The 26396-nt window shown below is 64.6% G+C and carries 33 protein-coding genes; 14 read left to right on the plus strand and 19 right to left on the minus strand.

The window, feature by feature from the left end; genetic code table 11:
• Nucleotides 1-11: 11 nt before the first annotated feature.
• From bioD to pbN1_RS17765, 5 genes are read right to left on the minus strand one after another with little or no spacing between them, the layout of a single operon-like run.
• Complete coding sequence (bioD, locus tag pbN1_RS17745) at nt 12-689, minus strand: dethiobiotin synthase (RefSeq protein ID WP_169203555.1); 678 nt, start codon at nt 687-689, stop codon at nt 12-14.
• Nucleotides 682-1548: a methyltransferase domain-containing protein gene (locus pbN1_RS17750; protein ID WP_169203556.1), complete on the minus strand. Its 867-nt coding sequence runs from the start codon at nt 1546-1548 to the stop codon at nt 682-684. Before pbN1_RS17750 ends, bioD begins: the two co-directional genes overlap by 8 nt.
• Nucleotides 1541-2293 carry an alpha/beta fold hydrolase gene (locus tag pbN1_RS17755; protein ID WP_169203557.1) on the minus strand — a complete coding sequence of 251 codons (753 nt, stop codon included), beginning with the start codon at nt 2291-2293 and terminating at the stop codon, nt 1541-1543. The genes pbN1_RS17750 and pbN1_RS17755 overlap by 8 nt, the downstream gene beginning before the upstream one ends.
• The gene (bioF, locus tag pbN1_RS17760) at nt 2290-3450 is read right to left on the minus strand and encodes an 8-amino-7-oxononanoate synthase (RefSeq protein ID WP_169203558.1); all 1161 of its coding nucleotides are present in this window, start codon (nt 3448-3450) and stop codon (nt 2290-2292) included. Before bioF ends, pbN1_RS17755 begins: the two co-directional genes overlap by 4 nt.
• Nucleotides 3451-3455: 5 nt before the next feature.
• Nucleotides 3456-4787 (minus strand): adenosylmethionine--8-amino-7-oxononanoate transaminase, encoded by a 1332-nt coding sequence (locus pbN1_RS17765; protein ID WP_169203559.1) that lies wholly within the window; start codon nt 4785-4787, stop codon nt 3456-3458.
• A gap of 146 nt (nt 4788-4933) precedes the next feature.
• On the opposite strand from pbN1_RS17765, the gene yaaA reads away from it, so the two are divergent.
• From yaaA to pbN1_RS17785, 4 genes are all read left to right on the plus strand, one after another.
• Nucleotides 4934-5719 carry a peroxide stress protein YaaA gene (gene yaaA, locus pbN1_RS17770; protein WP_169203560.1) on the plus strand — a complete coding sequence of 262 codons (786 nt, stop codon included), beginning with the start codon at nt 4934-4936 and terminating at the stop codon, nt 5717-5719.
• 30 nt (nt 5720-5749) lie between these two features.
• The gene (locus tag pbN1_RS17775) at nt 5750-6874 is read left to right on the plus strand and encodes a M14 family metallopeptidase (RefSeq protein ID WP_169203561.1); all 1125 of its coding nucleotides are present in this window, start codon (nt 5750-5752) and stop codon (nt 6872-6874) included.
• Between the two features lie 107 nt (nt 6875-6981).
• A complete protein-coding gene (locus pbN1_RS17780; protein ID WP_169203562.1) occupies nt 6982-7212 on the plus strand; it encodes a DUF433 domain-containing protein in 231 nt (76 codons plus the stop codon).
• Entirely contained in the window at nt 7209-7487 is a 279-nt protein-coding gene (locus pbN1_RS17785; protein WP_210147569.1) for a DUF5615 family PIN-like protein, read from the plus strand. Before pbN1_RS17780 ends, pbN1_RS17785 begins: the two co-directional genes overlap by 4 nt.
• A 349-nt stretch (nt 7488-7836) precedes the next feature.
• On the opposite strand, the gene pbN1_RS17790 is transcribed toward pbN1_RS17785, so the two are convergent.
• Nucleotides 7837-8331, minus strand: a complete 495-nt coding sequence (locus tag pbN1_RS17790; RefSeq protein WP_210147570.1) for a hypothetical protein — start codon at nt 8329-8331, stop codon at nt 7837-7839.
• A gap of 607 nt (nt 8332-8938) precedes the next feature.
• On the opposite strand from pbN1_RS17790, the gene pbN1_RS17795 reads away from it, so the two are divergent.
• The 7 genes from pbN1_RS17795 to pbN1_RS17825 all read left to right on the plus strand — a co-directional run bounded on the left by pbN1_RS17795 (nt 8939) and on the right by pbN1_RS17825 (nt 13202).
• The gene (locus pbN1_RS17795) at nt 8939-9403 is read left to right on the plus strand and encodes a PIN domain-containing protein (protein WP_169204132.1); all 465 of its coding nucleotides are present in this window, start codon (nt 8939-8941) and stop codon (nt 9401-9403) included.
• 115 nt (nt 9404-9518) lie between these two features.
• Nucleotides 9519-9779 (plus strand): hypothetical protein, encoded by a 261-nt coding sequence (locus pbN1_RS17800; protein WP_169204133.1) that lies wholly within the window; start codon nt 9519-9521, stop codon nt 9777-9779.
• Nucleotides 9780-10439: 660 nt separating this feature from the next.
• On the plus strand, nt 10440-11072 hold the full coding sequence (locus pbN1_RS17805) for a GIY-YIG nuclease family protein (RefSeq protein ID WP_169204134.1): 633 nt from the start codon (nt 10440-10442) through the stop codon (nt 11070-11072).
• Nucleotides 11073-11181: 109 nt separating this feature from the next.
• Nucleotides 11182-11592 carry a hypothetical protein gene (locus pbN1_RS17810; RefSeq protein WP_169204135.1) on the plus strand — a complete coding sequence of 137 codons (411 nt, stop codon included), beginning with the start codon at nt 11182-11184 and terminating at the stop codon, nt 11590-11592.
• Between the two features lie 205 nt (nt 11593-11797).
• Nucleotides 11798-12283 (plus strand): hypothetical protein, encoded by a 486-nt coding sequence (locus pbN1_RS17815; RefSeq protein ID WP_169204136.1) that lies wholly within the window; start codon nt 11798-11800, stop codon nt 12281-12283.
• A gap of 332 nt (nt 12284-12615) precedes the next feature.
• Nucleotides 12616-12870, plus strand: coding sequence for a type II toxin-antitoxin system HicA family toxin (locus pbN1_RS17820; protein WP_169204137.1), 255 nt, complete (start codon nt 12616-12618; stop codon nt 12868-12870).
• Entirely contained in the window at nt 12867-13202 is a 336-nt protein-coding gene (locus pbN1_RS17825) for a type II toxin-antitoxin system HicB family antitoxin (RefSeq protein WP_011239230.1), read from the plus strand. The genes pbN1_RS17820 and pbN1_RS17825 overlap by 4 nt, the downstream gene beginning before the upstream one ends.
• 100 nt (nt 13203-13302) lie before the next feature.
• On the opposite strand, the gene pbN1_RS17830 is transcribed toward pbN1_RS17825, so the two are convergent.
• Nucleotides 13303-13626, minus strand: a complete 324-nt coding sequence (locus tag pbN1_RS17830; RefSeq protein WP_280516164.1) for an HAD family hydrolase — start codon at nt 13624-13626, stop codon at nt 13303-13305.
• A gap of 212 nt (nt 13627-13838) precedes the next feature.
• On the opposite strand from pbN1_RS17830, the gene pbN1_RS17835 reads away from it, so the two are divergent.
• The gene (locus pbN1_RS17835) at nt 13839-14249 is read left to right on the plus strand and encodes an EthD family reductase (protein WP_244857011.1); all 411 of its coding nucleotides are present in this window, start codon (nt 13839-13841) and stop codon (nt 14247-14249) included.
• A 207-nt stretch (nt 14250-14456) separates the two neighbouring features.
• Here pbN1_RS17835 and pbN1_RS17840 read toward each other — a convergent pair whose 3' ends face one another.
• From pbN1_RS17840 to pbN1_RS17885, 10 genes are all read right to left on the minus strand, one after another.
• Nucleotides 14457-14741, minus strand: coding sequence for a type II toxin-antitoxin system RelE/ParE family toxin (locus pbN1_RS17840; RefSeq protein ID WP_169204138.1), 285 nt, complete (start codon nt 14739-14741; stop codon nt 14457-14459).
• A complete protein-coding gene (locus pbN1_RS17845; protein ID WP_169204139.1) occupies nt 14738-15016 on the minus strand; it encodes an antitoxin of toxin-antitoxin stability system in 279 nt (92 codons plus the stop codon). The genes pbN1_RS17840 and pbN1_RS17845 overlap by 4 nt, the downstream gene beginning before the upstream one ends.
• 114 nt (nt 15017-15130) lie before the next feature.
• Nucleotides 15131-15961 (minus strand): phosphoserine phosphatase SerB, encoded by an 831-nt coding sequence (gene serB, locus pbN1_RS17850; RefSeq protein WP_169204140.1) that lies wholly within the window; start codon nt 15959-15961, stop codon nt 15131-15133.
• Nucleotides 15958-17037, minus strand: coding sequence for a 3-deoxy-7-phosphoheptulonate synthase (locus pbN1_RS17855; protein ID WP_169204141.1), 1080 nt, complete (start codon nt 17035-17037; stop codon nt 15958-15960). The genes serB and pbN1_RS17855 overlap by 4 nt, the downstream gene beginning before the upstream one ends.
• A 143-nt stretch (nt 17038-17180) precedes the next feature.
• Entirely contained in the window at nt 17181-18341 is a 1161-nt protein-coding gene (locus pbN1_RS17860; protein ID WP_169202904.1) for an NAD(P)/FAD-dependent oxidoreductase, read from the minus strand.
• A 112-nt stretch (nt 18342-18453) separates the two neighbouring features.
• A complete protein-coding gene (locus pbN1_RS17865) occupies nt 18454-18618 on the minus strand; it encodes a rubredoxin (RefSeq protein WP_169202903.1) in 165 nt (54 codons plus the stop codon).
• A gap of 58 nt (nt 18619-18676) precedes the next feature.
• Nucleotides 18677-19162 (minus strand): rubrerythrin family protein, encoded by a 486-nt coding sequence (locus pbN1_RS17870; RefSeq protein ID WP_169120338.1) that lies wholly within the window; start codon nt 19160-19162, stop codon nt 18677-18679.
• A 121-nt stretch (nt 19163-19283) separates the two neighbouring features.
• Nucleotides 19284-20306, minus strand: a complete 1023-nt coding sequence (locus pbN1_RS17875) for a patatin-like phospholipase family protein (protein WP_169202902.1) — start codon at nt 20304-20306, stop codon at nt 19284-19286.
• 103 nt (nt 20307-20409) lie between these two features.
• Nucleotides 20410-20625 (minus strand): dodecin, encoded by a 216-nt coding sequence (locus pbN1_RS17880; RefSeq protein WP_169120336.1) that lies wholly within the window; start codon nt 20623-20625, stop codon nt 20410-20412.
• A 110-nt stretch (nt 20626-20735) separates the two neighbouring features.
• Nucleotides 20736-23498, minus strand: coding sequence for a bifunctional diguanylate cyclase/phosphodiesterase (locus pbN1_RS17885; RefSeq protein ID WP_169202901.1), 2763 nt, complete (start codon nt 23496-23498; stop codon nt 20736-20738).
• 315 nt (nt 23499-23813) lie between these two features.
• On the opposite strand from pbN1_RS17885, the gene pbN1_RS17890 reads away from it, so the two are divergent.
• Nucleotides 23814-25427 (plus strand): NAD(P)/FAD-dependent oxidoreductase, encoded by a 1614-nt coding sequence (locus tag pbN1_RS17890; protein ID WP_169202900.1) that lies wholly within the window; start codon nt 23814-23816, stop codon nt 25425-25427.
• Between the two features lie 73 nt (nt 25428-25500).
• A complete protein-coding gene (locus pbN1_RS17895; RefSeq protein WP_169120330.1) occupies nt 25501-25704 on the plus strand; it encodes a SlyX family protein in 204 nt (67 codons plus the stop codon).
• An 18-nt stretch (nt 25705-25722) separates the two neighbouring features.
• Here pbN1_RS17895 and pbN1_RS17900 read toward each other — a convergent pair whose 3' ends face one another.
• Nucleotides 25723-25944 carry a hypothetical protein gene (locus tag pbN1_RS17900; protein WP_169120328.1) on the minus strand — a complete coding sequence of 74 codons (222 nt, stop codon included), beginning with the start codon at nt 25942-25944 and terminating at the stop codon, nt 25723-25725.
• Nucleotides 25945-25970: 26 nt separating this feature from the next.
• Nucleotides 25971-26369: a thioredoxin family protein gene (locus tag pbN1_RS17905; protein ID WP_169202899.1), complete on the minus strand. Its 399-nt coding sequence runs from the start codon at nt 26367-26369 to the stop codon at nt 25971-25973.
• Between the last annotated feature and the right edge of the window lie 27 nt (nt 26370-26396).

Below are 26396 nucleotides of genomic sequence, written 5' to 3' on the forward strand. Positions count from 1 at the left end.
CGCCGGGGCGGTCAAGCGGGCAGTTGCAGCGACGCGGCGACCTGCGCCGGGTCGGCGCCGGCGACGTGCGGGACCACGCCGAGCAGCGGCGCATCGATGCGCCGCCGCAGCGCTTCGAGGTTCTCGTCCGCGCGCAGCATCGCCGGGTCGATGCGGTTCGCGATCCAGCCGGCGAGCGTCAGGCCGCGCGCCGCGATCGCCTCGACGGTCAGCAGCGCATGGTTGATGCAGCCCAGGCGCATGCCGACGACGAGGATCACCGGCAGCCCGAGCTCGCGTGCCAGGTCCGCCGTGTCGTAACGCTCGCCGAGCGGCACGCGGAACCCGCCGACGCCTTCGACGATGACGATGTCCGCCTGCGCGCGCAGGCTCTCGAACGCTGCGCGGATGCGCGCCGGCTCGATGACGATGCCTTCCTCTGCGGCGGCGATGTGCGGGGCGACCGGCGTCTTCAGGCAGTAGGGGTTCAGCCGGTCGAGGCCAGGGTCGAAGCTGGAAGCCGCGCGCAGCTGCGCGGCGTCTTCGTTGAGCCATTCGCCGGCGACCCACTCGGCGCCGGCGGCGACCGGCTTCATGCCGAGCGCGCGGTGGCCGTCCCGCCGCGCCGCATGCAGCAGCGCGCAGGCGACGAAAGTCTTGCCGATCTCGGTGTCGGTTCCGGCGAGGAACCAGGCGCGGGGTTCAGTCATCTGTCGATCCTTCGGTGGCCGCGGCGATGCCCGCGCCGCAACCCGCGGCTTGCGCCGGTTTTCTCAGCGCGAGCAGGATCAGGTCATAGGTCGCAGGCAGCAGGCCGTCGTCGCGGCGATGCGTCTCGTAGCGTGTTTCGAGCACTTTCCAGGCCGCGCGGCCGAGCGGTTCGCGGCGCCGCTGCGCGCCGAGGCTGTGCGCGCCGATCGACTTGATGTCGCGCAGTAGCTGGCGCAGGTCGGGGGCGACGGCGAAGACGGGAAAATTGTCGTCGGCGATCGGTTCGAAGCCGGCCGCGACGGCTTCCGCGATCCAATGCTCGGACGGGTGAAAGCGGATCGCATGCTCGGCGTCGTCCACAGTGGCGAAAGCGTCGCGCAGCTCCCACAGCGTGCGCGGCCCGAGCGTCGCGATCCACGCCTCGCCGCCGGGGCGCAAGACCCGCGCAAACTCGCCGAGCGCGAGCGCCGGTTCGCACCATTGCAGCGCGAGGCTCGACCAGACGGCGTCGATCGAGCCGCCGGCGAGCGGCAGCGCTTCGAGGTCGGCGCAAAGCGGTACCGGACGCGCGTGTTCCGGCCCGACTGCAGCGAGCCGGGCGAGCATCGCCGGCGCAAAGTCGAGTGCAATCAGCGTCGCCTGCGGACAAAGCCGCGCGAGCAGATCGAGGCCGTAGCCGGTCCCGCATCCGGCATCCACGACGCGGTGCAGCGGCGGCGCCGACGCCAGCCGGGGGGCGGCGAACTCGGCGAGCCGGTGGCAGATCTCGCGCTGCACCGCGGCCGCGCTGTCATAGGTCGCAGCGGCGCGATCGAACGCGCGCCGCACCGCGTGTTTCGGGACCGTGCGGCTAACCACGGACGACGTCCTCGATGAGCGCGGCGCAGTCTTCCGGGCGCGACAGGAAAGGCGCGTGGCCGCAGTCGTCGAATCGTGCGAGGCGGGCGTCGGGCAGTCGCGTCGCGAGCCATTCGGCGGCGGCGATCGGCATCAGCGCGTCGCCGGCACCGTGAATCAGCTGCACGGGCTGGCGGACGTCGTCGAGCACGGCGCGCCGGTCGGTGTCCGCGAGCAGTTCGAGGCCCGCGCCCAAGGCAGCGGGATCGCACTGTTCGATATCGGCGAGCGCGGCGTTCAACATGCTCGCGACCGTGCGCCGCCGCGCGTCGCCGAGTGCCTGCAGGGCGACGAAGCGTCGCAGCGTCGCAGCCGGATCGTGCGCGAAATCGTCGATGAAGCCGGCGACGGTCGAGGCGGCGAGCCCGTGCGGCCACGGCGCGGCGGTGTTTTCGGGGCGGGTGACGAAACACGGGGAAGTGTCGATCAGCACCAGCCGCGCGACCTTGCGCGGATAACGCTGCGCGAGATCGAGCGCGACGAGCCCGCCGAGCGACCAGCCGCATACGACCGCGCCGTCCGGCAGTTCGGGCAGCAGCGCGTCGCCCCACGCTTCGAGCGTCGTGCCGCGGGCCGGTGCGCCGCCGTGACCCGGCAGCGCCGGCGTGCGCACGCGCAGCCCGCCCGGCAGATGCGGCGTCAGCGCGGTCCACACCTGCGGACCGAGCCCCCAGCCATGCAGCAGGACGAGATCCGGCCGGCTCATCGCCGCGCCTCGAGCCGGTTGAGGGCGTGCGCGAGACGGCGGACGTCGTCGGCGCAATGCGCGGCGGTCAGCGAGATGCGCAGGCGCGCGGTGCCCTGCGGCACGGTCGGCGGGCGGATCGCCGGCACCCACAGGCCTTCGTCCCACAGCGCGCGGGCGACGGCGAGCGCTTCGGCGTTGTCGCCGATCAGCACCGGCTGGATCGGCGTGCGTGACGGCAGCAGCTGCCAGCGGGCGAGGGCGAGTTCGCGCCGCAGCAGCGCGACCAGTCCGGCAAGGTGCTCCCGGCGCTCGTCGCCGCGCTCGATCAGGTCGAGGCTCGCGAGCAGCGCTTCGGCGAGCGCGGGCGGCGCGCCGGTGGTGAAGATGTAGGTGCGGGCTTTTTGCATCAGCCACTCGACGACATCGGCGTGGCCGGCGACGAACGCGCCGGACACGCCCGCGGCCTTGCCGAGCGTGCCGACGTAGATCAGCCGCCACGACGCGAGACCGGCTTCGGCAATCGCGCCGCGCCCGTTCGGGCCGAGCACGCCGAAGCCGTGCGCGTCATCGACCATCAGCCACGCATCGAAGCGTTCGGCCAGATCGAGCAGCGCTGCGAGCGGCGCGACGTCGCCGTCCATGCTGAACACCGCATCCGTGACGATCAGCTTGCGTTTCGCCGAACTCGACGCGAGCGCGCGCTCCAGCGCAGCCGGATCGCCGTGCGCATAGCGGTGCAGCTCGGCGCGCGACAGCAGCGCGCCATCGATGAGCGACGCGTGGTTCAGGCGGTCGGCGAAGATCGCGTCGCCGCGCCCGACGAGCGCCGGGATCGTCCCCGTGTTCGCCATGTAGCCGGTCGAGAAATACAGCGCGCGTTCGCAGCCGACGAACGCCGCGAGCCGCGCTTCGAGTTCGTCGTGGACGGCGTAGTGGCCGCTCACGAGGTGCGACGCGCCGGAGCCCGCGCCCCAGCGTGCGGCGCCGGCTTGCAGCGCGTGCGCGAGGGCCGGTTCGGCGGCGAGGCCCAGATAGTCGTTGCTGCAGAATGCCAGCATGTCGCGTCCGTCGACGCGGGCGTGCGGGGTGCACGGTGTCGCGAGGCTGCGGCGCGTGCGCCTGAGCGCGCGGGCATCGAGTTCGAGGAGGTCGGCCTTGAGGCGGTCGAGCAGCATCGCGGTCAGCCCGGCACCGGCTCGAGCGCTTCGGCGAGCGCCGCGGCCGCGCCGTCGACGAGATGCGCGACGTGAGCCGCGTCGAGGATGTACGGCGGCATGAAATAGACGGTGTTGCCGATCGGGCGCAGCAGCACGCCGTGGTCGAGCCCGGCGCGGAAGAAGTTGCGCGCGAAGTCGGGCCGCTCGGTCGCGACGTCGAACGCGAGGATCATGCCGCGCTGGCGCAGCTGCCGCACTGCGGGATGCGCGCCGAAACGCGCGTGGACGGCGTCGCCGAGCTGCCGGGCGAGCACGCGGTTCGCGGCCAGCACGTCATCCTGTTCGAAGATGTCCAGCGTCGCCAGCGCGGCGCGGCACGCGAGCGGGTTGCCGGTGTACGAGTGTGAATGCAGGAAGGCGCGGGTCGCGGAGTCATCGTAGAACGCCGCATAGACGGTGTCGGCCGCGAGCACCAGCGACAGCGGCAGGTAACCGCCCGAAATGCCTTTCGACAGGCACAGGAAATCGGGCCAGATGCCGGCCTGTTCGCATGCGAAAAAGCTGCCGGTGCGCCCGCACCCGACCGCGATCTCGTCGGCGATGAGATGCACCCGGTAGCGGTCGCACAGCGCGCGGGCGAGGCGCAGGTATTCCGGGTCGTACATGACCATGCCGGAGGCGCCCTGCACGAGCGGCTCGACGATCAGCGCGGCGGTCTGCGCATGGTGCTCGACCAGATGCGCTTCGAGCGCGGCGGCGGCGCGGCGGGCGACGTCGGCGGCCGATTCGCCGGGCAGGGCGAGGCGGGCGTCCGGCGTCGGCACGGTCGTGCCGGCGCGCACCAGCGGCGCGTACGCGTCGCGGAAGATCGCGACGTCGGTGACCGCCAGCGCGCCGACGGTTTCGCCGTGATAGCTGCCGGCGAGGCTGACGAAGCGGGATTTTTCCGCAAGGCCGAGGTTGCGCCAGTAATGCGCGCTCATCTTCAATGCGATCTCGGTCGCGGACGCGCCGTCGGACGCGTAGAACGCATGCCCGAGGCGATGTCCGGTCAGCGCCGCGAGCCGTTCGGAGAGCTCGACGACGGGCTCGTGCGTGAAGCCGGCGAGCATCACGTGTTCGAGTGTCTCCAACTGCGCGCGCAGCGCGGCGTTGATGCGCGGGTTGCAGTGGCCGAAGAGATTAACCCACCATGAGCTGATGCCGTCGAGCAGCCGGCGGCCGTCGGCATCGATGAGCCACGGGCCTTCGCCGCGCACGATCGGCACCAGCGGCAGCGCTTCGTGCTGCTTCATCTGCGTGCAGGGGTGCCATACGCTCCTAAGGGATCGTTCGAGCAGTGACGGGGCGTGCATCTGGGATTCCGGCCGGGTGGGACCAAGGAATGTCGCGCAATCGGGCTGCCCGTGTCAAACGCCCCGCCACGCCCCGCCCCCGCGCGACGCGATGCACGACGTTTTGTTACCATGCGTCGGCCCGGCAACGACAACAAGCACAATCCATGATTTTCGTGATCTCTCCGGCCAAGGCGCTGGATTTCGAAACGCCGCCGGTCACCGCCACGGCCACGCAGCCGGATTATCTGCATGAAGCCGGCGAGCTGATCGGCATCCTGCGGCAGAAGACGCCTGCGGAGGTCGCGGAGCTGATGCACCTGTCGGACCCGCTCGCTGCGCTGAACGTCGCACGCTACGAGCGCTGGCATCGGCCGTTCACCCCCGACAATGCGAAGCAGGCGCTGCTCGCGTTCAACGGCGACGTCTACGGCGGGCTCGACGCGGGCAGCCTTTCGGAAGACGACCTCGCCTGGGCGCAGCAGCACCTGCGCATCCTGTCCGGGCTGTACGGCATGTTGCGCCCGCTCGACCTGATGCAGCCTTACCGCCTGGAAATGGGCACCCGGCTCAAGAATCCGCGCGGGGCGAACCTCTACGCCTACTGGGGCGACACGCTCGCCCAAGCGCTGAACCGGTTGCTCGCCGCCGAGCGCGAGGCCGGCGGCAGCGCAGTGCTCGTGAACCTTGCGTCGGAGGAGTACTTCAAGTCGGTGCGGCCGGCGAAGCTCGCCGCGCAGGTGATCACGCCGGTGTTCGAGGACTGGAAGGGCGGGCGTTACAAGATCATCAGCTTCTACGCGAAGCGGGCGCGCGGCCTGATGAGCCGCTACGCGATCCGCAACCGGGTCGAGGACGTCGAGGGGCTCAAGGGCTTCGACGCCGAAGGCTACGGCTTCGCACCGGAAGTTTCGGACGTGGACACGCTCGTGTTCCGGCGCCGCACCGATTGACGCTCAACACACTGCGATCCGGGGGACAGCATGAAAATCAGCCACAACTTCGACGCCGGCGCCATCGAGGTCGTCAGCATCGCCAACCCGCAGGACATCCGCCTGCGGCTGCGCGCGGACAATGCGGCGAACCTGCACCAGTGGTTCTATTTCCGCCTGCACGGCGCCGCGGGCCGGCCGCTTCGCATGACGTTCGAGAACGCGGGCGACGCGGCCTTTGCCGAAGGCTGGCCGGGCTATCGCTGCGTCGCCTCGTACGACCGGCGCAACTGGTTCCGCGTCGCGAGTACGGCGTACGAGAACGGCCAGTTGATCGTCGAGCACACACCCGAGCGCAACAGCATCTACTACGCGTATTTCGAGCCGTACTCGCACGAACGCCACCTGGATCTGCTCGGCTGGGCCGAGATGTCCGCGTTCGCGCAGATAGACACGCTCGGCACGACGGTCGAAGGGCGCGACATCGACCGTATCGTTGTCGGGCGGGCGAGCCCGGGGCGCCGGCCGGTGTGGATCATCGCCCGACAGCATCCTGGCGAAACGATGGCCGAATGGTTCGTCGAAGGCCTGCTCGAGCGCCTGCTCGACGCCGCCGACCCGGTCGCGCGCAAGATCCGCGAACAGGCCGTGCTGCACATCGTGCCCAACATGAATCCCGACGGCGCCGTTCATGGCAACCTGCGCACCAACGCGGCCGGCCGCAACCTGAACCGCGAATGGCGCGCGCCCGACCCGGTTGCGAGTCCCGAAGTGTTCTGCGTGCGCGAAGCGATGGAGGCGAGCGGTTGCGATCTCTTCCTCGACATCCACGGCGACGAGTCGCTGCCCTATGTGTTTTTCTCGACCGCCGAGGAAGTGCCCGGCTTCACCGCCGAGATGGCGCAGCAGCAGGCGCGCCTCGTTGCCGCCCTGGCCGCGGCGAGCCCGGATTTCCAGACGCGGCACGGCTACAAGTCCGGCCGGTTCGGCGACGAACTGCTGACGCTGGCAAGCAAGTGGGTCGCGCACCGCTTCGGCTGCGTGTCGCTGACGCTGGAGATGCCGTTCAAGGACAACGCCAACCTCCCCGACGGCCTCACCGGCTGGAGCGGCGCGCGCAGCAAGCGGCTGGGCGGCGCAATGCTCAACGCGATCCTCGCGCATCTGGAGGGCTGACCGAGGTGATCGAATCCCTCGCGATCAAGGTTTTGTCGTTCTCATGAATGGTTCTTGAAATGCTATTTTTGAACTACCCTGACATCGGGTTTCGAGAGGAGTGGACCATGGGACAGCTTGATCGGATCAGCCAGGAGCCCGGCGTGATGGGCGGCAAAGCGTGCATCCGGGGCATGCGTGTCACGGTCGGCATGGTCGTGGGACAGATCGGCGCAGGGCATAGCGTCGACGAGATCCTTGCCGATTACCCCTACCTCGAACGTGAGGACATCATGCAGGCGCTTCGTTACGCCGCATGGCGGGCCGAAGAGCGCGAGGTCGTGCTGGCCTCCGCATGAAGCTGCTCGTCGATATGAATCTGTCGCCGCGCTGGATCGGGGTGCTGGGCGATGCAGGATTCGAAGCGGTGCACTGGACTTCGCTGGGGGCGAAGAACGCCCCGGACTCGGAAATCATGGCCTACGCCAAAGCCGCCGATTACGTGGTGCTCACCCACGATCTGGATTTCGGCGCGATCCTCGCCGCTACGCACGGCGAGAAGCCGAGTGTCGTGCGGAGGATGTCAGCCCGGACGCAATCGGCGAGCAGATTATCGTCGCCCTGCGACAGATGACCTCCGAGCTGGAAGAAGGCGCGTTGCTCACGGTTGACCCCGACCGCACGCGAATGCGCCTGCTGCCGCTGCAGGCGAGGGGTGACAAACCAAGTTGAACGGTGAGGTGTTCCCCTCGACGCAGCAGCCGTAGGGCGGATGAGCCGCGCAGCGGCGTTATCCGCCGCATGACAACGGAATCGGCATCGGTCGTGGGGCGGAAGTACCCTGCGGCGGAAGGCGCCTGCGGCTTTTCCGCCCGCTCGCTGACCGAGGTGATCGAATCCATCGCGATCAAGGTTTTCTCGTTCTCATGGGTGACCCTATATTTTCCAGAGGTCCCTTCCCACGCGGCATTCGGCCCTGGTGCTTAACGGTTGTACTGCCGCTGGCGCTCGTAGTAGGCGTCCTGGTCGCGCTGGAACTGATCCTGCGCGCGTGAGCGGTCCATGTGGTTGCGCCAGGCCTGGTCGGACACTCGGCTACCGCTGTGCCCGCCGTTCCAGCCGCCCTGGCCCGCGAGCGCGCGGCGTTCGGCGTCCCGAGAGATGGCGTCCACCTGACGCTGGACGTCTTCGTCCGAGCGGCGCTGGGTGTAGGTGGGGGTGGACCATTGGGCGGTGCGTCCCGCCGTGCCGCCGGGCGCGGCGGGTGGACGCGCGGTGCTGGCGGGGTCGGGCAGGGCGTGGCTGTTGCTCCATTGATTTGTGCGCGGTGACGGTTGGGCTGGCGGGGGCGTGGCGGGGCGCTGGGGGGCTTCCGACCAGCGCTGGGTCTTGGGGGCCTCGGACCAGACCTCGGTCTGCGCCCAGGCGGGCAGGGTCAGGGAGCATGCCAAGGCGAGGTAGCACCAGGTACGTTGCATCGGGTCCTCCTTGATAGTAGGTTACGGTTGTATCAAGTTGTTACGGCAATGTACAGCCGCCGTAGGGCGGATGAGCCGCGCAGCGGCGTTATCCGCCGCATGACAAGGGAATCGGCATCGTGGTCGTGCAGCGAAAGCACCCTGCGGCGGAAGGCGCCTACGGCTTTTCCGCCCTACGCTCGCTGGAAATCGTGGTCTGTTTGTGAGCGGCGACGTGAATTTCCGTGAAACTTGGCGTTATGGAAACCGGTGTGTTTCGAGCACGGTGACACGCTCCACGGTCACTTTCCTCGACGTTTGGCTCGCAACCACGTAGTGAACCAAGGAAGAAAAGCCAGAAGGGCTTTTATAAAAATCTGATTGAAGAAAACTGACGAAGAATACCCGCCACTTACACAGATCTGGGATCATGTCTTGCAATAACGAATTCTCTTATGTCATATTGCTTCCATAGCACATCCCTTGAGACTCGCGGGAAGAGGTGATCTTGTATTGCAAGACCTGCCCCCTGCTTTGCTGCTTGTGACCCCTGTGTGCTTTGACCCCCTGTGTGCCTCGTGTGATGCTGTGACCTGTGCTGTGTGCGGTTATCCTTGGAAAAATGGTGATGGAAACTAAAAAACTTTTGTCGCTGCTTCTGGGTTTCATTCCCACGATAGCTAGCGCTCAACTGCAGATCGATAGTCGTCAGATTGGTCGAGAAGCTGCGGCGCTCATCTCCTACGTCAAGATGATTGAAATGGGAGCGGCCGACCCCGATTGCAAGGGTGTCTTGTTTGTAGCACAAGACGTGAACTCACTGCTCACTCGGACAGTAGTTCCAACAATGGAGGCACTCGCACGAAAAGACGGCAGGAGCGCGCCCGACGTTAATCAGTTGATCGCTGAATTTCAGAAGCAAGTCGCTTCTCCTCCAGCCGTTCAGGCTAGGGAGACGGCGTACCGAAGAATGAAGGCTCAGGCAATTCAGGCCTATGGCACCGCCAACCACTGCGCCGCACTTTCGATGAGCATGGCCACCGTGGTTCAGCAGAAGCAACTTCTTCTTGAAACGTTGAGGACGACAAAGTAGTCGGCGATAGCCGGTAGGATTAATCATCGGCGTATCGTAAAATAGTACTAGACCAAATCTGCCAGAAAAGCCGGGCCGGCCGCTAAATTCAAACGTAACCAGCAGAAAAACTACCATGTTGAAAATTCTAATAGCTAGAGTTATATTTGCTATTGGTATTTTTGTTCTCGGGTATTTGGCTGGCAGCGGGTTCATGCCTGCCTCCATGACGCTTTGGGTGATACTCGCGTACATACTGTTCTGCGAACTCGCGGTCGCTACTTTCATCAAATCGCGCATAGCGCCACTTAGCGTTTCTCAAAAACGTCTGGCACTACTACCGTGGCTCCTTCCTGTTGCAGCCTTTGCTTATGCGATTTTAGTTCCGATGCATTGAGGGTGAGCAAGGGAGATCTGGGGGCACGAAATGCCATTCCTCTTCAGTGACATCGCTCGGGTAGGGTTTTCTGCTCACAGAGATCAAAAAAACATCAACTATATCATCTGCATAAGTTCATAACACGCTCTAGCTTTATTTGGAGAAAAGATGGTCAAACACAGTAAGTGTAAAAAGTGCGGCGCAATTCTCAATGCGCTTGAACTAAAGGATAACGACGAAGGCGTGCACAAACACAAAGTATGTGCTGATGAGATTAAATGCAAAAAACGCCAAGAGAAATCGCAGAATAAATCCTGAATCCGTATTCTTAAAATCCAAACCTTCGCTGTAAGCGCCGGCCCATGAAATTCGAGCGATCGTCCGCCATAAACCCGACCGAAGCTGCTCGGCGCGGGGGTAGTTTTTTTGCCGCATGCGGCAAAAAACCGGCAACGAACACAGGGTCACCCATTAGCCTCCCCCGTCAATAGAAGTGCATCGAGTCGAGTGCATCGAGCGAGTGCATCGAGTATCGATGGTCAGGTCTTGCATGTAACGCACTCTCCTCTGTCATAGTGCTACCATGGCACGTCCCTTGAGACTCGCGGGAAGAGGCGATCTTGTATTGCAAGACCCCTGTGCTTTCTAGTTGTAGCTTTTTTAGCATGGAAGCGACTAATGAAGAAGTTATGGAGAAAACTCTGGGGTAGGCCATTAACTGATGCTGGGCACGTGTATTACGTCAGACTGAATACTTCGCAAGGAATACTTTACAAACTTGGATTTACAACCCGAGGTTCTGTAAAGGAGCGATTTTCGTACGCTGGCTTCGGTGATGAAAAGCTCATCGACAAGATATTTTTCTTTGCCTACAGACAGGATGCCTATTTGATAGAGCAGAAGCTTCACAAGCACTTTAAAAAATGTCTTGCGTTTGGCCAGTACAGCAATGACCCAAATTTGCCTCTCTGCAACCGTGGGCAGGGTGAGTTGTATCGGTCCGACATTCTCGGTCTAGACGACGAATTGTACGTCGAAGAGGTAGCGATCCGTCATGAAGCAGCTAAGAATGATCTTGAAGGCTGCCTAATGATATTGCTAATTCTGGTCGGAGTTGTCGGCGTGCCTCTTGGTGGCTGGGGTATCCCTGTGCTTCTTGGAGCCGGCTTTTGGTATTTTATTGCCAGCAGCAAGGAAGCTCATCAGCAAATTGTGAGCGCTGGGGTCCGCCGTAAACCAGACCATCCCGTTCCGATAGGCGAATTGATCGATGCGCTCTCCAGATCGAGAGAAGGGAAGTATCCGCAGTGACGCTCAACATGGCGCTCAACCTCGCTCCCTTCGGACGCTGGACGCTGCGCGATAAGACCGCGCAGCGCCGGTTAGCTCTACGTTGGGCCACTCCATCCGGTACGCGTTCATGCTGATATTGAACATTCTCGTTATGGTAGGATCCTGCTCCATCTTCTCTCTCGGATACCTGTATTTCCTTGGCCTTCGAATTATCCGTACCGGTTTCAACGAATCGCACAGCGCGTTCTTTCTCGGGCTTGTTGTTTGCAACGGCATTCTCGCCGCAACGGTGTCACTGGAGGCGGTCGTTCTAATTGGCATCGCACGTGAGGTTTCTGGACGTCTTTTCTATGTTGCTTCGGCGATCGGAGTCGTTGTTCTCGCAATCGCTACTGCGGGCGTTGTCGGTCATCCAAAGCCAATCGAGGTGGCTTTGGCAGAACGGAAGGTGGCGTGGTGGGGGCTTGGTATAGGTAACCCGTTGCTCATTGGTATTAACGTGCTTTCCTTCGCAGAATTTTTGCCTTCCGTACTCTAATGCCATGTGCAATCGTTGTGAATGCTGCCATCGACGATCCAGGCGACGTATCTGACGTCATCGTCACTAACTACGACGATAACCACAGAGCAAACAAACAACCGCTTCAGGATAGGCTACTTTCTCTCGAAGCAGAAATTATGTCCAAAGCGATTAACGTCTAATAAAAATACTTAATATGAATTTGATATTGAGACTACTCCCTGTGGCTTTATTGATTGCGTTTGCGATATATCAAACAAACAAGAAAGAGCAAAAAATAGAGCAACGCTTGGCTCCGTTTAACGCGGTTAGTATTCAATATCTTGCAAAGGACAAAACAGCTAAGAACAGACTGCCCGTAACAGGCAAGATTATTGTTATTGATGCTGAATCAGGTTCGCTGATTCCATTTGAAGAATATGAGCGCCAACTGAATCCGAAGCACATTCCAACTCATCCAGATGAGGTGGATACGGTAATTCTCCAAGACTGCAAATGGGATAAAGTCGGATTTTACTCAGCTGGAGGCGATGGGCTCCAGGAAAGTTGTCAATTTTATGTAATAAAGCCAAAAGAGAGAATTTGGAGTTCTTGGGGCGAGACAAAAGGAAGCATGCCTCCTGACGAGGTGAGAAGGCGGCGTAGCAGTACTTCTGACGTGAAGGGTGGGAGAGCAATAATTGAATTTCTTCATGGGAATTTAAAGTGAAGCATTTACTGTAGATTCATATTCCGCTTCTCCCAGTATGTATGCCTTCTTGCATCAGTTCATTTCCTAACGATTAAGGTTATGGTTATGTCGTGATCGCGAAGCGAGCCACGATCTAACCTTAATCGTTATGTCGCTCCCTCTGGTTCCCTCTGGTTCCCTCTGGTTCCCTCTGGTTCCCTCTGGTTCCCTCTGGTTCCCTCTGGCGTCTTCGTACAGGTCACAGAGCGCAGTAATCCGCCATCGGCGGCGCGCCCCTGAACTCAAACGTTAGGCCAAGTGCTAGCGCTATATGCTTGCATTTGCAGTCACTTTTTGCTAGCATTTTCCTTGTGAACACCAAGCAACGCAAAACCCTGCAGGCCATCTTCACCAAGCCAACGTCCTCATCGATTGTCTTCTCCGACATCGAGGCACTGATCATCGGTCTTGGTGGTGAAGTCCATGAGCGAGAAGGCTCTCGCGTCAAGATCCTTCTCAAGGGTGAGCAGTGGCGTTGCCATCGCCCTCACCCTGGCAAAGAGGCCAAGCGTTACCAAGTCGAAGAGGCCCGAGAATTGCTGGAACGAGTAGGAGTAAAACCATGAACACCATGACCCACAAAGGCTATACAGCCCGCATCGAGTTCGACGAACGCGACAACATTTTTGTCGGTCGCGTACTTGGCCTGCGCGTCATGATCAGCTTCCATGGTGAAACTGTGGCTGAACTGCATGAGGCATTCGCTGGCGCCATCGAGGACTTTCTTTCCGATTGCAAGGAACAAGGGGTCAAGCCAGAAAAGCCTGCCTCCGGCAAGCTCATGCTGCGCGTTCCGCCAGAAGTCCATGGTGCGGCACTCGTCGCTGCTCAAGCTTCGGGCAAGAGCCTGAATCAGTGGGCAACGGAGGTTATTCAGCGCGCATCCCGTGCGTATTGAAATGCCGCCGCCGTCTAACCGTGCGTTGCGCGCGGGCGCCAACCCGTACCGGGTGGTTGCCCTCCGCCTTCGGCTCCGGCGCCGGTGAAGCCTGCACGCCCTACGTGAAGAGGTTCAGCAGCCCGTCCAGCCCGACGTGGTCGAGGCGGCAGTCGGCGACGGTGCGCAGCACGGGCTTCGCGCGGTAGGCGACGGCGAAGCCTGCTTCGGTCAGCATCGGGATATCGTTGGCGCCGTCGCCGGCGGCGATCACCTGGTCGGCTTTCAGGCCCAGGCGCTCGCGCGCGTGACGCAGATGCGCGGCTTTCGCGGCGCCGTCGACGATCGCGCCCCGCACCCGGCCGGTGAGGCGGCCGTCGTGCGTTTCCAGTTCGTTCGAGAGAAACACAGTGTCAAGTCTTGCAATCACGCATTTTTCCCACATGATGGGGCCGCAGCGCCCCTACCAGACTCGATCCCGACACTGCGTTATCTGATCGCCCGCGAGATTGCGCAGCGAGCGTAGGCGGATGAGCTGAAGGCGTTATCTGCCACCTCTTGCCGCGGTGCCGGACGCGCAAAAATTCATGCCGTCGGCAATCGGCTGCGCTACATTGCAGATACTGCAAACGTGCGCGCTGCGCAAGGACGGGGGTCGTGCCCCCGCAATCCGCCGACACCATTATGGAGGACCGCGTCGTGATCAAGGTGAGCGTTTTCTATCCCTACACCCCGGACAACCGCTTCGACTTCACCTATTACTGCAACGAACACATACCGATGGTGAAGGACAGGCTCGGCGACGCCTGCCAGGGCATCGCCGTCGACCGCGGCGTCTCCGCCGAGGCGCCCGACTCGGAGCCGCTCTACGCGGCCGTCTGCCATCTCTTCTTCAATTCGGTCGAAGAATTCGGTGCCGCCTTCGCGCCGCACGAGAAAGAGATCATGGAGGACATCCCCAACTACACGGACATCAAGCCGGTGATCCAGATCAGCAAGGTGCTGATCAATGCACGCCGCAGCGAGACCGGCCCCTTCCACCTGCACCTACCCGACACGACCGCGTGAGCGGCGGCGCCGGGCGGCGCTCACTTGATCCGCCTGGCGGTGAATTCGTCCTCGATGTTGTCGCTGCGAACACGGGGTCACGAGAACACGGGTCAAATCTTGCAATCATGCATTTTTTCCACATGGTGGGGCCGCAGCGCCCCTACCAGACTCGATCCCGACACTGTTCAGCAGACCATCCAGGCCGACGTGGTCACTCCTCCCCACTCAATCGCGCACGGGCGGCCACTGGCGGGCCGTATGGACCAAAGTCAGGATCCACACCGTTTCGCCGTCGATCTCGTACACCAGTCGATAACTGTCGTGCGGGATCAGCTCGCGGGTGCCGGGTATCTTCCCCGGCCGTCCGAACATGGGATGCATGGTCAGGCGGGCCGCCGCGTCGCTGAACAGTTCATCCATCCTCGCCGCCGCCTGCGGGTTGTCGGCCGCGATGTAATCCCATACGTCGGCGCGGTCCTGCTGTGCCTCTGTGGTCCAGACGACCTTCACGCCCGGTTGGCCACATCGGCGCGCCGGGCAGCGAACTCCGCCTCGATCTCATCGTTCGATCGGCCCTGACCGGCCCGCATCGAAGCCCGACCGGCCTCCACCTTGCGGTGCAGGAACTCGTCGTATTCGCGCGCCTCGCGCTGGCGTTGAACGAATTCGCGCATCAGCTCGCGCAGTACCTGCGACGCCGGACGGTGGGCAGCCTCGGCCTCGGCCATGAACTCGTCGCGCAACTCGGCCTCCAGCTTCATAGTGAAAACGGCTTGTTTCGACATGATCGAACCTCGTGTTACTTTGTACTAGAAAAGTATATACGTTTTCAGTACTTTTCACTGCTGCGGGCGTTCACCCGCCGCCCGAGGAACGCCGTCACTCCACTCCTGCGCGCCCTACGCGAAAAGGTTCAGCAGACCATCCAGGCCGACGTGGTCGAGGCGGCAGTCGGCGACGGTGCGCAGCACCGGCTTCGCGCGGTAGGCGACGGCGAAGCCTGCTTCGGTCAGCATCGGGATGTCGTTGGCGCCGTCGCCGGCGGCGATCACCTGGTCGGCTTTCAGGCCCAGATGCTCGCGCGCGTGACGCAGATGCGCGGCTTTCGCGGCGCCGTCGACGATCGGACCGCGGACCCGGCCGGTGAGGCGGCCGTCGTGCGTTTCCAGTTCGTTCGCGTGGGCTTCGTCGAAGCCGAGCCGAGCCTTGAGGCGCTCGGTGAAATACGTGAAACCGCCCGATACCAGCACGGTGTGGAGGCCCGCGGCTTTGAGCCCGCGCATCAGGCGTTCGGCGCCCGGGTTCAACTGCAGCCGCTGCTCGTAGACCTCGGCGAGCGCCGCTTCGGGCAGGCCGGCGAGCAGGCTCACGCGGCGGGTCAGGGATTCGCGGAAGTCGATTTCGCCGCGCATCGCCGCTTCGGTGATTGCCGCGACCTCGGGTTTCAGGCCCTGCATGTCGGCGATCTCGTCGATGCACTCGATGTTGATCAGCGTCGAGTCCATGTCGGTGACGAACAGGCCGAAGTCGGCGAGCTTGCGCCCGGACGGCACCCAGGCCCAGTCGAGCCGGGCCTCGGCGCACAGGCTGTCGACCTGCTCGCTGTCGTGCCCGGCCACGAGCCGGAAAGCCTGCGCAGTGATCTGCTCGATGGCGCTCGCGCCGGTAGTCTTGGCGAGATTCTTCAGGGCGACCGAATCGACATCCTCGCCCTGCACGACAAGATTCATGCGAGCTCGCTCCGGCGCTGCAACGCTTCGCGCAGCACGCTGTCGGCGTTGCGGATCGTGGCCTCGGTGGTGTCCCAGTCGATGCAGGCATCGGTGACCGAACAGCCGTACTTCAGTTGCGACAGGTCGGCCGGAATCGACTGGTTGCCGGCTTCGAGGAAGCTCTCGATCATCAGCCCGACCACCGAGCGGTTGCCCTCGCGGATCTGGTGCACCACGTCCTTCATGACCAGCGGCTGCAGCTCGGGCTTTTTCCACGAGTTCGCGTGCGAACAGTCGACGACGATGTTCAGCGGCAGCTTCGCCTTCGCCAGCGCCTGTTCGGCGAGCGAGATCGACACCGTGTCGTAGTTCGGCCGTCCGGCCCCGCCACGCAGCACGACGTGGCCGTAGCGGTTGCCGCGCGTGCGCAGGATCGCGGACTGTCCCTTGCCGTTGATGCCGAGGAAGCTGTGCGGATGCGACGCGGAAACGATCGCGTTGATCGCGACGTCGAGGTCGCCGTCGGTGGCGTTCTTGAAGCCGACCGGCGTCGATAGGCCCGACGACATCTCGCGGTGCGTCTGCGACTCCGACGTGCGCGCGCCGATCGCCGTCCATGCGATCAGGTCGCCGTAGTACTGCGGGGCGATCGGGTCGAGGGCTTCGGTCGCGGCCGGAAGGCCGATCTCGTTCACGTCGAGCAGGAAGCGGCGCGCCTTCTCCATGCCTTCCTCGATGTGGAACGAGTCGTCCATATAGGGATCGTTGATGAAGCCTTTCCAGCCTGTCGAGGTGCGCGGCTTCTCGAAATACACGCGCATCACCAGCACCATCGTTCCGGCCACTTCGTCGGCCAGCGCCTTCAGGCGCTTGGCATAATCGAGGCCGGCGACCGGGTCGTGGATCGAGCACGGGCCGACGACGATGAACAGGCGCCTGTCCTTGCGGTCGAGGATGTCGTGGAGTGCGCGGCGGCCGGCGACGACGGTCGCCGCAGCGCGTTCGGTCAGCGGCACGCGGGCCTTGATCTCCTCGGGCGAGGGCATCGGGTCGACGGCGACGATATTGAGGTTTTCGGTTTGAGCCAGGGGCATTACGCGCTTCTCCGCAGTGCAGCAGGGAGGGCGCATTGTAACGCTGCTCGCGGCGGGCGGGGAGCGCTTCCGGCGTCCTCCGGAGGGTGGTGGGGCGGGGCGGCGGCGAGCCGGAAACCGCGCCGCCGCGGCCTTCCGCGGGTTCAGCCGAGCGTTGCGGGCGCGCGGCTGGCGAGCGCCTGCTTGCGCGCCGTTGCGCCGCCGAGCAGGACGAAGCCGAGGAGTTTTTCGTTTGCGTCGAGACACTGCGCCTCGATGCCGCCGCCGGCCTCGTCGCTGGCGACGATCTGCCAGCTGCCCTGCGCGTCGATCGCCGGCGGGCAGACGACCGCGGGGCATGCCGGCGTCTTGACGACGACCGGCATCGCCGGATAGCTGACCGCGGTCGGCGTGCCGGCGAGCGTCGCTGCCAGCGCGCGCGCCTGGTGCATGATCGGCATCACGTACGGCAGCGTCAGGCCGTCGACTTCGGCGCAGTCGCCGAGCGCGTGGATATGCGGATCGGAGCTCGCCAGCCGGCGGTCGGTCAGCACGCCGCGGTTGACGGCGAGGCCGGCCGCGGCGGCGAGTGCGGTGCGCGGTCGCAGGCCGACTGCCGACAGCACCACGTCGGCGTCGAGCGTCGTGCCGTCGCTGATCGCGAGCCGGTAACCGCCGGCATGGTGCGACACCGTGGTGGCGGAGACGCCGAGTCGAAAGCTCACGCCGGCCGCTTCGAGCCGCTGCCGAAACCACTGCCCGGTGTCTTCCGGCAGCAACCTGCCGAGCGGCCAGCGGGCGATGTCGATGACTGTCGGGCGGATGTCGCGGGCGAGCAGGTCGTTGGCGAATTCGCAGCCGATCAGCCCGCCGCCGAGCACCGCGACGCGCTTCGCGCCGTCGAGCCGCGCGGCGAAGCGGGCGAAATCGTCGAGGTCATTGACCGACAGGACGTCCGCCGCCGCGTCGCCGCCGAGCGGCAGGCGGATCGGATCGGCGCCGAGCGCGAGCACGAGGTCGCGATAGGGGATTTCTTCGCCACCGGCGAGTTCGACGACGCGGCGGGCAGGGTGGAGCGCGGCGACCTCGAGGTGGGGGCGGATCACCGCGGCGAGCTCGGCGGCCATTTTTTCGACCGGCTTCATCACCAGGCTTGCGGCGCTGCGGTGGGCCGAAAATGCGTTCGACAGCATCGGCTTCGAATAGAAGCCGGCCGCGTCGCGGCTCAGGATGACGAGTGGTGTGTCACGGTCGAGCTTGCGCAATTCACGTGCCAGCGTGTAGCCGGCGAGACCGCTGCCGAGGATGACGATGGGTGGGGTCATGGGTTGCCTCTCTGTTGTTCGTCTTGTCGGCGGGGTGCCGGGTCGCCGGCGGAGAACGATCCGGCAGCGGGTAGCCTGCTCCCGGGTGTCAGGGAGCAGGGGCGATGCCGCATCAGATCATGACCATCTCGAAGTCGGCCTTCGCGACGCCGCAGTCGGGGCAGGACCAGTCGTTGGGGATGTCTTCCCAGCGCGTGCCGGGGGCGATGCCCTCGTCCGGGAGTCCGGCTGCTTCGTCGTAGGTGAAACCGCATACAACACATTGCCAAGTCTTCATGATGTTCTTCCTTTCACGCTTGATTCGTCGTTGATTCGTCGATTCGGCACGGCCCGGTTCAGGCGGAGATCCGGTCGAGCGCTTCCTGGTAGTGGTTGGCGTGACGCTCTTCGACCTTGGCGAGCGCGGCGAAGCGCTTCGCCGCGCGTTCGAGCACGGCCCTGAACTGTTCGGCGTGTTCCTTCGACTCGACGATCTGCTCGTCGATCTCCTTCACCGCGTCGGCATGGCCTTCCTCGACGGCTGCGTGGCGAAAGCCCGGGTACATCTCGGTGTATTCGTAGGTCTCGCCTTCGATCGCGAACTGCAGCGCGCGCGCCGGGGTCATTTTCGCCTTCGGGTAGAGCAGGTCGAGGTGGCCGAACGCGTGCATCACTTCCTGGTCGGCGGTCGCCTCGAAAACCTTCGCGGTTTCCTCGTCGCCCATCTCGCGGCACAGCTTGGCGAAGTAGCGGTACTTGATGTGCGCCATCGACTCGCCGGCGAACGCGGCTTCAAGGTTCTGGATGGTGACCGATTGCGGGTTGTGGAAGGGATTTGTCATCTTGTTTCTCCTTTCTTCGCGGGTTGCGTTGGAACCCATCGTACGCAGCGCGGGAAGATTGGAGAAATTGAATGTCGGAATAGAATCGATATGTATTGACTATCAACTGTGCAGTGGAACATCAGTAGAACAGCTCGGCGATTTCGACCGACGAACGCTGCCCGACCTTGCCGTAGTTTGCGTCCAGCCACGTCCGGGCATGTTGCCGGCCCTGGTCGCGCAGCATCTCGAGAAATCGCAGGCTCGTCGCGAGCCTGGTTTCGGTCGGCAACTGGCTCAGCAGTTCTTCGGCTTCGATCAGATGGAAATTCGTCCGCTTCAGCCGCCGCTCGAGCCGTCCCGCCGGCAGCAGCGTGCGGCTGGCGTATTCGCGCGCGTGGGCGTACATGCGCATCTCGCGCAGGAAGGTCGCGTTGAACGACAGGTCGAGCGTGCGGCTGCGGATCTCCTCGACGGTGTGCGGCGTCTCGCCGTGCAGCAGCGGGCTGAGCAGGACGAGGAGAATGTCACGCGACGAGCAGTCGTAGAACAGCGGAAAGACTGCGGGGTTCGCCGAGTAGCCGCCGTCCCAGTAGGGTTCGCCGTCGATCTCGACGGCGCGGTGCAGCGCCGGCAGGCAGGCGGACGCGAGCAGCGCGTCGGCGGTCATTTCGCGCGTTTCGAAGATCCGCAGCTTGCCGGTGTTCGCATGGGTCGCCGCGACGAAGAGCTTGAGCCGGCAGTGCGTGCGCAGGCGCTCGAAGTCGATTTCGCGCACGACGATGTCGCGCAGCGGGTTGACGTCGAAAGGGTTCAGTTCGTGCGGTGAATAGTGGCGCGCCCACGCGAGTATCGCCCTGGCGCCCGGCGACAGGTTGCCGTTTTCGCCGTTCGTGACGGCGGCGCTCGGATCGAAGGGGGCGCTCGCGGCGACGGCGCCCCAGAAGCGCGCGAGCGCCTCGCGTGCGCCGTCGCGCCCGCCGTGCAACAGCCCGTGCGCGAGGACGACTGCATTCATTGCGCCGGCGCTGGTCCCGCTGATCCCCTCGAATTCCAGTCGGCCATCTTCGAGCAGGCCGTCCAGCACGCCCCAGGTAAACGCGCCATGTGCGCCGCCGCCCTGCAACGCGAGGCTGATGGCAGGATTGCGCGAACGGAATAGCATCGGTTGTTCTCCGGCAACATCGAAACCGCACATGATGCAGTCTCGATGTTGCCGGTGTTGTTAAGGATGGCTACTGCCGCGGCAAATCGCGGTCGTTCGCGGTTCAGGACTCGAAGCGGAACCCGACTTTCAGTTTGACCTGGAAGTGCGCGATCTTGCCGTCGGCGATGTGCCCCCGGATCTCGGTGGTTTCGAACCAGTCGAGGTGCCGCAACGACTGGCTCGCCTGCTCGATCGCGTTGCGGATCGCATCGTCGACGCCGACGGGCGATGTACCGACGAGCTCAACGAGTTTGTAGACGTGGTTCTGATCTGTCATCGTCTTCTCCTCCTGGCATGAATGGGCAGGTTTTCCAGTATAGGAGCATGTCGCGGAGTTGCCCGGCGAGACGCGGCGCAGGGGCACCCGCGGGTCCGGCCGCCCGCGGGTCAGGGATGTGCCTCCTGCGCCCGCGCTTCGCGCAGGAAAATCCCGAGCGCGGCCGGATCGAGCGGGCGGGAGAAATAGTGGCCCTGCGCGAAATCGCACCCGATCTGGCGCAGGAAGTCGGCTTGCTCGGCGTGCTCGACGCCTTCGGCGACGACCGACAGCCCGAGGCTTTTCGCGAGCGCCACGACCGCGCGCGTCAGTGACCGATCGTTGCGGTCGCCGGGCAGGCCGCTGACGAACGAGCGGTCGATCTTGAGGCTGTGGACCGGGAAGCGCTTGAGATAGGCGAGCGAGGAGTAGCCGGTGCCGAAATCGTCGATGCTGATGCTCACCCCGGCCTCGACGAGTTCGGTGAGGACGAGGACCGCGCGCTCGGGATGTTCCATGACCATCCCTTCCGTGACCTCGAATTCGAGGTCACAGGGCGCGAGGCCGGCTTCGTCGAGCATTGCGAGCAGGCGGCTCGCGAGATCGTTGCGGCGGAACTGCCGCGGCGACAGATTCACCGCGACCCTGCCGGAGAAGATCCCGGCGTTCTTCCATTCGCGCACGCGGCGGGCCGCTTCCCGCAGCACCCATTCACCGATCGGCTCGATGAGCCCGGACTCTTCGGCGAGCGAGATGAAGCGCGACGGCAGGATCGTCCCCTTTTGCGGATGCTCCCAGCGCACCAGCGCTTCGACGCCGGCGACTTCGAGCGTCGCGAGGTCCATGCAGGGCTGGAACACCAGCTTGAGTTCGTCGCGATCGAGCGCCGCGCGCAGGCTGTTCGCCATGAACAGCCGTTCGCTCGCCTGCGCGTTGATTTCCGGCGCGAAGAAGCGGTAGCGGTTCTTCCCTTCCTGTTTTGCGCGGTACATCGCCATGTCGGCTTGCCGCAGCAGCGTTTCCGCGTCGAGGCTGTCGGAGGGATAACAGCCGATGCCGATGCTCGCCGAGATGTACTGGTACTGCGGTTGCCCGGCCAGGATGTAGGGGCGCTCGAGGGCATCGAGGATGTTGCGGGCGATGATGCCTGCCTCCTCGGGGGAGCGCAGCTCGTCGAGCAGGACGGCGAATTCGTCGCCACCGAGGCGTGCGGTCGTGTCGCTCGCGCGCACGCAGCCGCCGAGGCGTTCCGCGACGCGCCGCAACAGTTCGTCTCCGGCCTCGTGCCCGAGGGTGTCGTTGATCGGCTTGAAACCGTCGAGGTCGATGAACAGCAGCGCGAGCATGTTCCCGTGCCGCTCGGCGCGGACCAGCATGTCGGCGAGGCGCTCGCGAAACAGCAGGCGGTTCGGCAGTTCGGTCAGCGCGTCGTAATGCGCGAGGTGCTGCAGGCGGGCCTCGTACTGCTTCGCAGCCGAGATGTCGGAAAAGACGCACACGAGGATCGTTTCGTCCGACCCGTACGCGGCCCTGCTGATGCTGCTCCATGCGGGATACATCTCGCCGTTTTTTCGCCGGCCCCGGACTTCGCCCTGCCACTGCCCGGTTTCGTGTACTGCGCAGCGCCGGTCGTCGCGGTGCGCCTTTTCGGTTTCCGCGAGGAGTATCGCAAGCGGTTGCCCGACCACTTCCGCCGGCCAATACCCGGTGATTGACATGAATGCGCGATTCACGGTGGCAATCCGCCCGCCGCGCGCGATCACCACGCCCTCCACCGCGGAGTCGAGCGCCGTCGCAGCGAGCGCGAGCTTCTCCTCCGCCTGCGCCCGGTCCGCTTCGCGCTGGTGCAGCAGTTCCTGCGCCTGGGTCAGTGCGCGGCCCACTTCGTCGGCTTCCTCGAGCGCGAGCGGCGGGATTGAAACCGGCTCGCCCCTGCCGATCGCCAACGCAGGGGCGACGAGGGCCTGGATCGGCCGGGCAATCCTGCGGCCGAGGAGACCGGCGAGCGCGAGGCCGCCGAGCAGCAGCACCATCGCGCCGACGGCGTAGTGGCGCAGCGCGTCCACGAGCCCCGCGGTCAGCGCGCTCTGCTGAACGCCGACCGCGGCCGTCCACCCGTAGGGCGCGGAACGCGAGAAGAAGCACACGAAAGCTATGCCCTGCAGCGACTCAGCCTCGATCGAACCTTTCGTTTCACGCTGGGTTGCCTCGAGCAAGGCGGGGAACGTCTTCTGCCCGATCAGTTTCTCGTCCGCGGGGCTTCGCGCGAGCCGCCGCCCTTCGCTGTCGAGGAGCACGGCTACCCGTCCCGGCGCCAGCCCCTGCTGCTGCAGAAGCTCCCCGAGGTGTTTCAGTTCGATGCCCAGCGCCAGGCTGTAGAGGACCTTTTCGTCGCGGATGACCGGGACTTCCAGGCTCACGACAGCAGTTCGCGTCATCCCGCTGATGTAGACACCGGACACCGCGGGCAGGCCGGTTTCGATGACGCGGCGCAGCAATGCCGGATTGGCATGCTGCGGCAACGGCGAACCAAGAGGCTGCAGGAGGTTGAGGAGCTGCTGTCCCGAGGCGTCCGTCAGCACGATCGTGAATCCGGGGGTGTGGCGAAGAACCTCCTTTGCCTGGCGGTAGAACTCGCTGCGGTCGCTGCGGTCGATGTCGTCGGAAGCTGCGAGGGTTTCCAGGGCAGCCTGATTTGCCGCGATGTCCCGTTCGATGAGCCGCAGCAGGGTGTGTGTGGCTTCGTGCGTCTGCTCGAGAACGGCGGCCCGTTCCCGTTCGTAGGACAGATAGATGACGATTGCGGCGAGCAGCCAGGCGGGCAGGATGCAGGCGACGACGAGGAGTGCGACTGTCGAACGGATCGTGCGGCGGCGCGGAGCCTGAGGGCGCATCTCGTAGAACCTCCACGACACGACTGCGACAGCATGCAGACGTCGTCATCACTGTGGTCCGGGGGCGGCGACACGGCAAAAACTATGCGACCAAAGTAGTATGCGCCACGACTGCGCACTGTATGCCAAACCTGCCGTGTTCGCCAATCCCGAGAGCGGTGAATCCGCATGAAGACGGTCCCGCTCGGTTTGCCCGGAACACTCGGCGTTCTGGTGCGCGGCGATCCCGTTTAGAATCGCCCCCTCCCGGCGGCCCCCGCGTGGTCGTCCCGGCCCCTTCGCCGACCCGTTACAACCTGGATACTGGACTCACCGATGCTGCGACTCACCGAACTCAGGCTGCCGCTCGATCATCCGCCCGAGGCGTTGAGCGCTGCGATCGTCGAGCGACTCGGCATCGCCGCCGACGACCTCGGCGATGTCACCGTCTTCAGGCGCAGCTACGACGCGCGCAAGGTCGCAATGATGACGATGATCTACACCGTGGATATCGTCGTGCGCGACGAGGCCGCGTTGCTGCGCAGGTTCGCCGGCGACCGCCACGTCGTGCCGACGCCCGACACGAACTACCGCTTCGTCGGCCGCGCGCCGGAAGGCTTCGCAAACCGCCCGGTCGTCGTCGGCTTCGGCCCGTGCGGCATCTTCGCCGGGCTGATCCTCGCGCAGATGGGCTTGCGGCCGATCATCCTCGAACGCGGCAAGGCGGTGCGCGAACGCACCAAGGACACCTGGGGGCTGTGGCGCAACAACGTGCTGAACCCCGAATCGAACGTCCAGTTCGGCGAGGGCGGCGCCGGGACGTTCTCGGACGGCAAGCTCTACAGCCAGATCAAGGACCCGAAGCATTACGGCCGCAAGGTGCTGACCGAGTTCGTCAAGGCCGGTGCGCCCGAGGAAATCCTGTATGTCGCGAAGCCGCATATCGGCACGTTTCGCCTCGTCGGCATGGTCGAGGCGATGCGCCATGACATCGAGGCGCTCGGCGGCGAGATCCGCTTCCAGCAGCGCGTCGCCGATGTGCTGATCGAGGACGGCCACGTGCGCGGGCTGACGCTCGCGTCGGGCGAGGAGATCCGCTGCGACCACGTCGTGCTCGCGCTCGGCCACAGTGCACGCGACACCTTCGGGATGCTGCACGCGCGCGGCGTGTTCATGGAGCCGAAACCGTTTTCGATCGGCTTTCGCATCGAGCATCCGCAGTCCTTGATCGACAAAGCCCGCTTCGGCCCGAACGCGGGCCATCCGCTGCTCGGCGCCGCCGACTACAAGCTCGTCCATCACGCGAAGAACGGCCGCAGCGTCTATAGCTTCTGCATGTGCCCGGGCGGCACGGTCGTCGCGGCGACCTCCGAGCCGGAGCGCGTCGTCACCAACGGCATGAGCCAGTATTCGCGCAACGAGCGCAACGCGAATGCCGGCATCGTCGTCGGCATCACGCCCGCCGACTATCCGGGCGGGCCGCTCGCCGGCGTCGAGTTCCAGCGTCGCTGGGAATCGCGCGCGTTCGAACTCGGCGGCGGCGACTACGTGGCGCCGGCGCAGCTCGTCGGCGACTTCATCGCCGGCCAGCCGTCGGCGGTGCTCGGTGCGGTCGAGCCGTCGTACAAGCCGGGCGTGAAACTCGGCGATCTCACGACCAGCCTGCCCGACTACGCGATCGACGCGGTGCGCGAAGCGCTGCCGGCGTTCGAGCGCCAGATCAAGGGCTTTTCGATGCGCGACGCGGTGCTGACCGGCGTCGAGACGCGCACCTCGTCGCCGCTGCGCATCACGCGCGGCGCGGACTGCCAGAGCCTGAACGTGAAGGGTCTTTATCCGGCGGGCGAGGGTGCGGGCTACGCGGGCGGCATCCTGTCGGCCGGTGTCGATGGCATCCGCGTCGCCGAAGCGCTCGCGACCGCACTGCTCGGCGCGCCGGCTGCGGTGTGAGCGCCGTTGCGCTTCGGGCGCACCGATTCATCCCGCCACGGCATGTCGACGCGGCCGAACTCAAGGAACAAGCATGGAAGAACGCCTGACGAAGATCGAGACCAAGATCGCGCTGTCCGAGGATCTGCTCGAAGAGCTCAACCTCGCCGTCTATCGCCAGCAGCAGCAGATCGACCGGCTGCAGCAGCAAATACTCGAACTGCACCGCCAGCTCGCCGCGGCCGCGCCGGGCGAGCGGCCGCGCGACCTGCGCGACGAAATCCCGCCGCACTACTGACGGGCCGCGGCGGCGGGATCAGGGCGCCGGCAGCGCGGCTTCGAGTTCCGCCCACATCACCCACTGGCCGCAGGCATTGCGCGGGCCGCGCAGCGAGCCGTGCCACGGCCCTTCGATGCACGGTCCCTTGTCGTCGTTCTCGTCGTATTCGACGCTGCCGGGCTCGCTCCCGGGACGGCGCTTGCCGCCCCAGCGCTTGCAGGACAGGCAGCGTTTGCGGTCGAGCGGCTGGCTGGTCATCGTTGCACTGCGCGGACGCCGGAACGTCAGGCGTCGTGCCCGGCGCTGCGCCGCTGCAGCGCCGCGCGGAAGTTGCAGTCGCGCTGCCAGGCGCGGCGCTCGTCGGTCGCGAACGCATAGGCGCGCGCTTCGTCCTCGCCCATCGCGGTGAGGGTTTCGAGCGTGCGCTGCAGGAACACGTGCTGCGGCAGCATCGTGCCGAAGAACAGCACCAGCTCGCCGCGCTGGATCAGCAGCGTCGGGAAATTCTCGACGTCCAGGTCGCCGAGCCAGTCGGCATCGTCCTCGATGTCCACCCAGTGGAACCCGGCGTGAGGCCACTGGCGGGCGAGGGCTTCGAAGCCGGCGCGATAGTCGCGGCAGGTGCCGCACCAGTCGGCGCACAGGCAGGCGACGAGGAGTTCGGGAAGCGGTTGGTCGTTCATCGGGAAGGCTGCCAGTCGATCATCGCG

It is taken from the genome of Aromatoleum bremense (assembly GCF_017894365.1).
In the GTDB taxonomy this organism is placed as follows: Bacteria; Pseudomonadota; Gammaproteobacteria; order Burkholderiales; family Rhodocyclaceae; genus Aromatoleum; species Aromatoleum bremense.